The organism is Mycobacterium sp., assembly GCF_025933915.1.
Classification (GTDB): Bacteria; Actinomycetota; Actinomycetes; order Mycobacteriales; family Mycobacteriaceae; genus Mycobacterium.
The window spans coordinates 1-7971 of record NZ_JAICZA010000184.1; the positions used below are offsets into that span (position 1 = coordinate 1).

At 63.5% G+C, this 7971-nt stretch carries 8 protein-coding genes and 1 rRNA gene; 8 read left to right on the plus strand and 1 reads right to left on the minus strand.

The features are described 5' to 3' along the window. From Q0W90_RS21270 to Q0W90_RS21295, 6 genes are all read left to right on the plus strand, one after another. Window positions 1-252, plus strand: a 252-nt coding sequence (locus tag Q0W90_RS21270) for a F0F1 ATP synthase subunit delta (RefSeq protein WP_297776403.1), incomplete at its 5' end; no start/stop codon positions are given. Window positions 253-321: 69 nt separating this feature from the next. After that, on the plus strand, window positions 322-1977 hold the full coding sequence (gene atpA, locus Q0W90_RS21275; RefSeq protein WP_297776405.1) for a F0F1 ATP synthase subunit alpha: 1656 nt from the start codon (window positions 322-324) through the stop codon (window positions 1975-1977). A 6-nt stretch (window positions 1978-1983) separates the two neighbouring features. Further along, window positions 1984-2901, plus strand: coding sequence for a F0F1 ATP synthase subunit gamma (locus Q0W90_RS21280; RefSeq protein WP_297776408.1), 918 nt, complete (start codon window positions 1984-1986; stop codon window positions 2899-2901). A 28-nt stretch (window positions 2902-2929) separates the two neighbouring features. After that, a complete protein-coding gene (gene atpD / locus Q0W90_RS21285; protein WP_297598838.1) occupies window positions 2930-4390 on the plus strand; it encodes a F0F1 ATP synthase subunit beta in 1461 nt (486 codons plus the stop codon). 50 nt (window positions 4391-4440) lie between these two features. Continuing rightward, window positions 4441-4806 (plus strand): F0F1 ATP synthase subunit epsilon, encoded by a 366-nt coding sequence (locus Q0W90_RS21290; RefSeq protein ID WP_293048348.1) that lies wholly within the window; start codon window positions 4441-4443, stop codon window positions 4804-4806. A 6-nt stretch (window positions 4807-4812) separates the two neighbouring features. Next, complete coding sequence (locus tag Q0W90_RS21295) at window positions 4813-5256, plus strand: DUF2550 domain-containing protein (RefSeq protein ID WP_297598835.1); 444 nt, start codon at window positions 4813-4815, stop codon at window positions 5254-5256. A 29-nt stretch (window positions 5257-5285) separates the two neighbouring features. Here the strand turns inward: Q0W90_RS21295 and Q0W90_RS21300 are convergent, their stop codons facing one another. Next, a complete protein-coding gene (locus Q0W90_RS21300; RefSeq protein ID WP_297598833.1) occupies window positions 5286-5870 on the minus strand; it encodes a cob(I)yrinic acid a,c-diamide adenosyltransferase in 585 nt (194 codons plus the stop codon). Window positions 5871-5968: 98 nt separating this feature from the next. Between Q0W90_RS21300 and murA the strand changes: the two genes are divergently transcribed. Together murA and Q0W90_RS21310 are read left to right on the plus strand one after the other, a co-directional pair. Next, the gene (murA, locus tag Q0W90_RS21305) at window positions 5969-7222 is read left to right on the plus strand and encodes a UDP-N-acetylglucosamine 1-carboxyvinyltransferase (protein ID WP_297598831.1); all 1254 of its coding nucleotides are present in this window, start codon (window positions 5969-5971) and stop codon (window positions 7220-7222) included. A 372-nt stretch (window positions 7223-7594) separates the two neighbouring features. Further along, a 16S ribosomal RNA gene (locus tag Q0W90_RS21310) occupies window positions 7595-7971 on the plus strand; the annotation flags it as partial.

The window sequence follows — 7971 nt, forward strand, 5'->3', positions numbered from 1 at the left end:
TTCCTGGCAGAGGTTGCGGTGGCGCGCCGCGGCGAAGTCGTCGCGCAAGTCAGTGCGGCAGCCGAACTGAGCGACGCTCAGCGCACTCGCCTCACCGAGGTGCTCAGCCGCATCTACGGTCACCCGGTGTCGGTGCAGCTGCAGATCGATTCCGAACTGCTGGGTGGGTTGCGCATCGCCGTGGCTGACGAAGTCATCGACGGGTCACTCTCATCCCGTCTGATCGCAGCCGAGGCTCAGTTGCCCGACTGACCAAGACAGAGCAATCACAAACTTTTCCGACACACGCGACACGAAGATCAAGTAGGAAGACGAAAAGCCATGGCCGAGTTGACAATCTCCGCTGATGACATTCAGAGCGCCATCGAGGAGTACGTAGGCTCTTTCACCTCCGACACCTCGCGCGAAGAGGTCGGTGCCGTCGTCGATGCCGGTGACGGCATCGCCCACGTCGAAGGCCTGCCGTCCGTGATGACCCAGGAGCTGCTCGAGTTCCCCGGTGGCGTGCTCGGGGTCGCGCTCAACCTCGACGAGCACAACGTCGGCGCGGTGATCCTGGGTGACTTCGAGAAAATCGAAGAGGGCCAGCAGGTCAAGCGCACCGGCGAGGTCCTCTCGGTGCCCGTCGGCGACGGGTTCCTGGGCCGAGTGGTCAACCCGTTGGGCCAGCCGATCGACGGCCAGGGCGACATCGAAACCGATGTCCGGCGCGCACTGGAGATCCAGGCACCCTCGGTGGTTCAGCGGCAAAGCGTGAAAGAGCCGCTGCAGACCGGGATCAAGGCCATCGACGCGATGACCCCCATCGGCCGCGGCCAGCGCCAGCTGATCATCGGCGACCGTAAGACCGGCAAGACGGCGGTCTGCGTGGACACCATCCTCAACCAGCGCCAGAACTGGGAGACCGGCGACGAGCGCAAGCAGGTGCGCTGCGTGTACGTGGCCATCGGCCAAAAGGGCACCACGATCGCCTCGGTCCGCCGTGCCCTCGAAGAGGGTGGCGCGATGGACTACACCACCATCGTCGCGGCGCCGGCCTCCGACTCCGCCGGGTTCAAATGGCTTGCGCCCTACACGGGTTCGGCGATCGCCCAGCACTGGATGTATGACGGCAAGCACGTGCTGATCGTCTTCGACGACCTGAGCAAGCAGGCCGAGGCCTACCGCGCGATCTCGCTGCTGCTGCGCCGCCCACCCGGCCGCGAGGCCTACCCGGGTGACGTGTTCTACCTGCACTCAAGGCTTTTGGAGCGCTGCGCCAAGCTTTCCGACGAACTCGGTGGCGGCTCGATGACCGGCTTGCCGATCATCGAGACCAAGGCCAACGACATCTCGGCTTACATCCCCACCAACGTCATCTCGATTACCGACGGGCAGTGCTTCCTGGAGTCCGACCTGTTCAACCAGGGTGTGCGGCCGGCCATTAACGTCGGCGTCTCGGTGTCGCGCGTAGGTGGTGCGGCGCAGATCAAGGCGATGAAGGAGGTGGCCGGTTCGCTGCGTTTGGACCTGTCGCAATACCGCGAATTGGAATCCTTCGCCGCCTTCGCCTCTGACCTCGACGCGACGTCGAAAGCCCAGCTGGACCGTGGTGCGCGGCTGGTCGAGCTGCTCAAGCAGCCGCAGTACCAGCCCATGCCCGTTGAGGAGCAAGTGATCTCGATCTTCCTCGGTACCGGTGGTCACCTGGACTCGGTGCCCGTGGAGGACGTTCGGCGCTTCGAAACCGAACTGCTGGACCACATCCGAGCCTCCGAAGAGAAGATCCTGTCGGGGATCCGAGACACCCAGAAGCTCTCCGACGAGGCGGCCGAAGAACTCGAGAAGGTCATCAAGAACTTCAAGAAGGGCTTCGCCGCGACCGGTGGTGGATCGGTGGTGCCCGACGAGCATGTCGAAGCGCTCGACGAGGGGGAGCTGGAAAAGGAATCGGTGAAGGTCAAGAAGCCTGCGCCGAAGAAGAAGGCAAAGAAGTAGCAAGCGATGGCTGCCACACTTCGTGAATTGCGCGGACGCATCCGCTCGGCCGGGTCGATCAAAAAGATCACCAAGGCCCAGGAGTTGATCGCGACGTCGCGTATCGGGCGGGCGCAGGCTCGGCTCGGCTCGGCTCGGCCGTACGCCTTCCAGATCACCGCGATGCTCACCACGCTGGCCGCCGAGGCCGCCCTGGATCATCCATTGCTCGTCGAGCGGCCAGAACCCAAGCGGGTGGGGGTGCTGGTGGTGACGTCCGACCGTGGTCTGTGCGGTGCCTACAACGCGAGCATCTTCCGTCGCGCCGAGGAGCTCTTTTCCTTGCTGCGGGAACAAGGTAAGGAGCCGGTGCTCTACACCGTGGGCCGTAAAGCGCTGAATTACTACAAGTTCCGCAACTGGGACCTCAGCGGATCCTGGACGGGCTTTTCCGAGCAACCGCAATACGAGAACGCCGCCGAGATTGCCGAGACCCTGGTCGATGCGTTCATGCTGGGCACCGGCGACGACGACGAGAGTCAATCTGACGTCGAGAGCGTCGACGAGTTGCACATCGTCTTCAGCGAGTTCAAGTCGATGTTGTCGCAGTCGGCGGTCGCCCACCGGATCGCCCCCATGGTGGTCGAATACGTCGAGGAACAGCAGCCCGAGGTGCGGACCTTGTATTCGTTCGAGCCGGATGCGACAACGCTTTTCGAGTCGCTGTTGCCCCGTTACCTGACCACCCGCGTTTACGAGGCGCTGCTCGAAGCCGCGGCGTCGGAGCTGGCCTCGCGCCAACGCGCGATGAAGTCGGCCACCGACAACGCAGATGACCTCATCAAGGCCCTGACGCTGATGGCGAACCGCGAGCGGCAGGCCCAGATCACCCAGGAGATTAGCGAAATCGTCGGTGGCGCAAACGCGCTCGCCGATGCCCGCTAGGCAGTACCACGAGGAAGCGAAAGAAACTATGCCTGCTACTACAGCAACCGACGAGAAGTCCACGAAGTCGGCTAAGAGCGACACCAGCGGCCGGGTGGTACGGGTCACCGGACCGGTGGTCGACGTCGAATTCCCCCGGGGTTCCGTGCCGGCGTTGTTCAACGCATTGCATGCGGATATCACGTTCGAGGAACTGGCGAAGACGCTCACGCTCGAGGTCGCTCAGCACCTCGGGGACAACTTGGTGCGCACCATCTCGCTGCAGCCCACCGACGGCCTGGTGCGTGGCGTGGAGGTGACCGACACCGGTCGTTCGATCTCGGTGCCGGTCGGCCAAGAGGTCAAGGGCCACGTGTTCAACGCGCTGGGGCACTGCCTGGACAAGCCGGGCTACGGGGAAGATTTCGAGCACTGGTCGATTCACCGCAAGCCACCGCCGTTCGAAGAGCTCGAGCCTCGTACCGAGATGCTCGAGACCGGGCTGAAGGTCGTCGATCTGCTCACCCCGTATGTGCGTGGTGGCAAGATCGCGCTGTTCGGCGGCGCGGGCGTGGGCAAGACGGTGCTCATCCAGGAGATGATCAACCGTATTGCCCGCAACTTCGGTGGTACTTCGGTGTTCGCCGGCGTGGGGGAGCGCACCCGCGAGGGCAATGACCTCTGGGTCGAGCTGCAGGAAGCCGACGTGCTCAAGGACACCGCGCTGGTGTTCGGTCAGATGGACGAGCCGCCCGGCACCCGCATGCGAGTGGCGCTCTCCGCGCTGACCATGGCCGAGTGGTTCCGCGACGAGGCGGGCCAGGACGTGCTGTTGTTCATCGACAACATCTTCCGGTTCACCCAGGCCGGTTCGGAGGTGTCGACGCTGCTCGGTCGTATGCCGTCGGCCGTGGGCTATCAGCCCACGCTGGCCGACGAGATGGGCGAGTTGCAGGAGCGCATCACCTCGACCCGTGGCCGGTCGATTACCTCGATGCAGGCGGTCTACGTGCCCGCCGACGACTACACGGACCCGGCGCCGGCGACCACCTTCGCGCACCTGGACGCCACCACCGAGCTATCACGTGCGGTCTTCTCCAAGGGCATCTTCCCCGCGGTGGACCCGCTTGCGTCCAGCTCGACCATCCTCGACCCGGCGGTCGTCGGTGACGAGCACTACGCCGTGGCGCAGGAGGTCATCCGGATCCTGCAGCGGTACAAGGACCTTCAGGACATCATCGCGATCCTCGGTATCGACGAGCTGTCCGAAGAAGACAAGCAGCTCGTGCAGCGCGCGCGGCGCATCGAGCGGTTCCTGTCGCAGAACATGATGGCCGCCGAGCAGTTCACCGGTCAGCCGGGTTCGACGGTTCCGCTGAAGGAGACCATCGAGGCATTCGACCGTCTGACCAAGGGCGAGTTCGACCACGTGCCCGAGCAGGCCTTCTTCTTGATCGGTGGCCTGGACGACTTGGCCAAGAAGGCAGAGACCCTTGGCGCCAAGCTCTAACCTGCAGCTGGGCCGCAACGGGGTCGGAAGCTATCGAAGGGGTCTGTGGCATGGCCGAATTGAATATTGAGATCGTCGCCGTCGACCGGAAAATCTGGTCGGGTGAGGCAACCTTTCTGTTCACCCGCACCACCGTCGGTGAGATCGGCATCCTGCCGCGCCACATCCCACTGGTAGCGCAATTGGTCGACGACGCAATGGTGCGCGTCGAAAGAGAGGGCGAAGACGATCTACGGATCGCGGTGGACGGCGGATTCCTGTCGGTCACCGAGGAGACGGTGACCATCCTCGCCGAATCCGCCGAATTCGAGTCGGAGATCGACGAGAGCGCCGCCAGAGAGGCGTCTGAGTCGGACGATCCTCGTATCGCCGCCAGAGGGCGCGCAAGATTGCGCGCCGTCGGCGCGATCGACTAACCGCCGATGAGCGCGCCCATGGCCGGCATGGTCGTGCTCGTCGTCGTGCTGGCGGCCGCAGTCGTTGCGCTGAGTTATCGGCTGTGGAAGCTGCGTCAGGGCGGCACGGCGGGGATCATGCGAGACTTTCCCGCGGAGGGTGGTCACGGCTGGCGTCACGGGGTGATCCGTTACCGCGGCGGCGAAGCCGCGTTCTACCGGCTCTCCAGTCTGAGATTGTGGCCGGACCGACGGCTGAGCCGGCGAGGCGTGGAGATCGTGGCCAGACGGGCGCCCCGCGGCGACGAGTTCGACATCATGACCGACGAGATTGTCGTCATCGAACTGCGCGATACGACCCAGGATCGCAGGTCTGGCTATGAGATCGCGTTCGACAAGGGCGCTTTGACCGCGTTCTTGTCTTGGCTGGAGTCGCGTCCGTCGCCGCGTTCACGCCGGCGCAGTATCTAGGACGCACACCAAACGCATTGCCGCTTCGGCTAACTCGTGACGGCTTCCCCGCCGCCCGGCTTCCAGAGCACATCGCCATCGGGATTGGCCACCCGCGACAGGATGAAAAGTAGGTCCGAAAGGCGGTTCAGGTACCTCGCGGGCAAGACGTTGACTTGCTGCGGCGCGGCACCGACCGCGGCCCATGCCGAGCGCTCGGCCCGACGCACCACGGTGCGGGCGACGTGCAAATACGCCGACAACGACGAACCACCGGGCAATATAAAGGAATTCAACTTCGGCAACGACTCGTTATATGTGTCACACCAGTTTTCGAGCCGATCGATGTATGGCTGGGTGACCCGCAGCGCCGGATATTCGGGGTTCTCGACCACCGGGGTGGATAGATCCGCGCCGGCGTCGAAGAGGTCATTCTGGATCTGGCGCAACACGGCCGTGAGCTGTTCGTCGGGCTGACCGACGGCGACGGCGACGCCGATCGCCGAGTTGGCCTCGTCACAGTCGGCGTAAGCGACCAGGCGGGGGTCGGTTTTGGGGACCCGCGAGAAGTCACTCAATCCCGTGGTGCCATCGTCGCCGGTCCGCGTATAGATGCGAGTCAGGTGTACTGCCATGAGCAAACGGTACTGCGGCGCGTGAAGGGGCCGAGACTTGGCTCGATCGCCAGGCTGGCCGACTGACAAGCCGATACCCCTTCACTAGACTGACCCGGGTGGCTGAGCGATTCGTGGTGACCGGCGGTAACCGCTTGTCAGGCGAAGTCGCGGTGGGGGGCGCAAAGAACAGCGTGCTCAAGCTGATGGCCGCGACGTTGCTGGCCGAAGGCACCAGCACCATCACCAACTGCCCCGACATCCTCGATGTGCCGCTGATGGCGGAGGTGCTGCGCGGCCTGGGCGCAACCGTCGAACTCGACGGAGACGTCGCCCGAATCACCTCTCCTGATGAGCCGAAATACGATGCCGACTTCGCCGCGGTGCGACAGTTCCGGGCTTCGGTGTGCGTGCTGGGGCCGCTGGTCGGCCGGTGCAAGCGGGCCCGCGTCGCTCTCCCGGGGGGAGACGCGATCGGGTCACGGCCGCTGGACATGCACCAGGCCGGCCTGCGCCAGCTGGGCGCGCAATGCAACATCGAGCACGGATGCGTGGTGGCACAGGCTGATACGTTGCGTGGCGCGGAGATCCAGTTGGAGTTTCCGTCGGTGGGGGCGACCGAGAACATCCTGATGGCCGCTGTCGTGGCTGAGGGCGTCACGACGATCCATAACGCCGCACGTGAACCCGATGTCGTCGATCTGTGCACGATGTTGAACCAGATGGGTGCGCAGGTCGAAGGCGCGGGTTCGCCGACCATGACCATCACCGGCGTCCCGCGGCTGCACCCGACCGAACATCGCGTCATCGGGGATCGCATCGTCGCCGCCACGTGGGGCATCGCCGCGGCGATGACCCGCGGAGACATCTCGGTGACCGGCGTTGATCCGGCGCACCTGCAGGTCGTGCTGCACAAACTGCACGACGCCGGCGGGACGGTGACCCAAACGGAGAACAGCTTCCGGGTGACTCAGTACGAGCGCCCGAAGGCGGTCAATGTGGCGACCCTGCCGTTTCCCGGATTTCCCACCGACTTGCAGCCAATGGCGATCGCGCTGGCGTCGATCGCCGACGGCACGTCGATGATCACCGAGAACGTGTTCGAGGCGCGCTTTCGGTTCGTTGAAGAAATGATTCGTCTGGGCGCCGACGCCCGCACCGACGGGCACCATGCCGTCGTCCGCGGGCTGCCGCAATTGTCGAGCGCACCGGTGTGGTGCTCGGACATTCGGGCCGGCGCCGGCCTGGTGTTGGCGGGGCTCGTCGCCGACGGAGACACCGAGGTCCACGACGTCTTCCACATCGATCGCGGCTACCCGTTGTTCGTGGAAAACCTGGCGATTTTGGGAGCGGAGATCGAGCGGGTACAGTAACCAAAGTCAGTGCCCCACAAGAGCGGTCACCAACGCAAAGGTGGACGAGATCGGGGCCTTGACTCCCTCGCTGGATTGGTACTAGCCTGGCACGGCTGCTCCCGACACGGTCTCTCGAAGACCAAAATCTGGGAGTTGACTCCACTGCCGGACTTGTATTAAGCTGGCAGGGTTGCCCCAAAACGGGCGAAACAAGTGTTGTTTGAGAACTCAATAGTGTGTTTGGTCTTTTTATTTTGTTGTTGTTTTTTTGGCCATACCTAACACCCCCCGTGTGTGGGTATGGAAACTTTTGATGCCAGTTATTTGGTGTCTTTTTGTTAGGTCAGATTTTCTCTGATTGTAAATTCACCTCGTTTATCGAGGAGTTTTTGTTTGGAGAGTTTGATCCTGGCTCAGGACGAACGCTGGCGGCGTGCTTAACACATGCAAGTCGAACGGAAAGGCCTCTTCGGAGGTACTCGAGTGGCGAACGGGTGAGTAACACGTGGGCAATCTGCCCTGCACTTCGGGATAAGCCTGGGAAACTGGGTCTAATACCGGATAGGACCTTTAGACGCATGTCTTTTGGTGGAAAGCTTTTGCGGTGTGGGATGGGCCCGCGGCCTATCAGCTTGTTGGTGGGGTGACGGCCTACCAAGGCGACGACGGGTAGCCGGCCTGAGAGGGTGTCCGGCCACACTGGGACTGAGATACGGCCCAGACTCCTACGGGAGGCAGCAGTGGGGAATATTGCACAATGGGCGCAA

Coding starts and splice junctions, on each gene's coding strand:
- atpA (WP_297776405.1), top strand. CDS start 322: ATGGCCGAGTTGACAATCTCCGCTGATGACATTCAGAGCGCCATCGAG.
- Q0W90_RS21280 (WP_297776408.1), top strand. CDS start 1,984: ATGGCTGCCACACTTCGTGAATTGCGCGGACGCATCCGCTCGGCCGGG.
- atpD (WP_297598838.1), top strand. CDS start 2,930: ATGCCTGCTACTACAGCAACCGACGAGAAGTCCACGAAGTCGGCTAAG.
- Q0W90_RS21290 (WP_293048348.1), top strand. CDS start 4,441: ATGGCCGAATTGAATATTGAGATCGTCGCCGTCGACCGGAAAATCTGG.
- Q0W90_RS21295 (WP_297598835.1), top strand. CDS start 4,813: ATGAGCGCGCCCATGGCCGGCATGGTCGTGCTCGTCGTCGTGCTGGCG.
- Q0W90_RS21300 (WP_297598833.1), bottom strand. CDS start 5,870: ATGGCAGTACACCTGACTCGCATCTATACGCGGACCGGCGACGATGGC.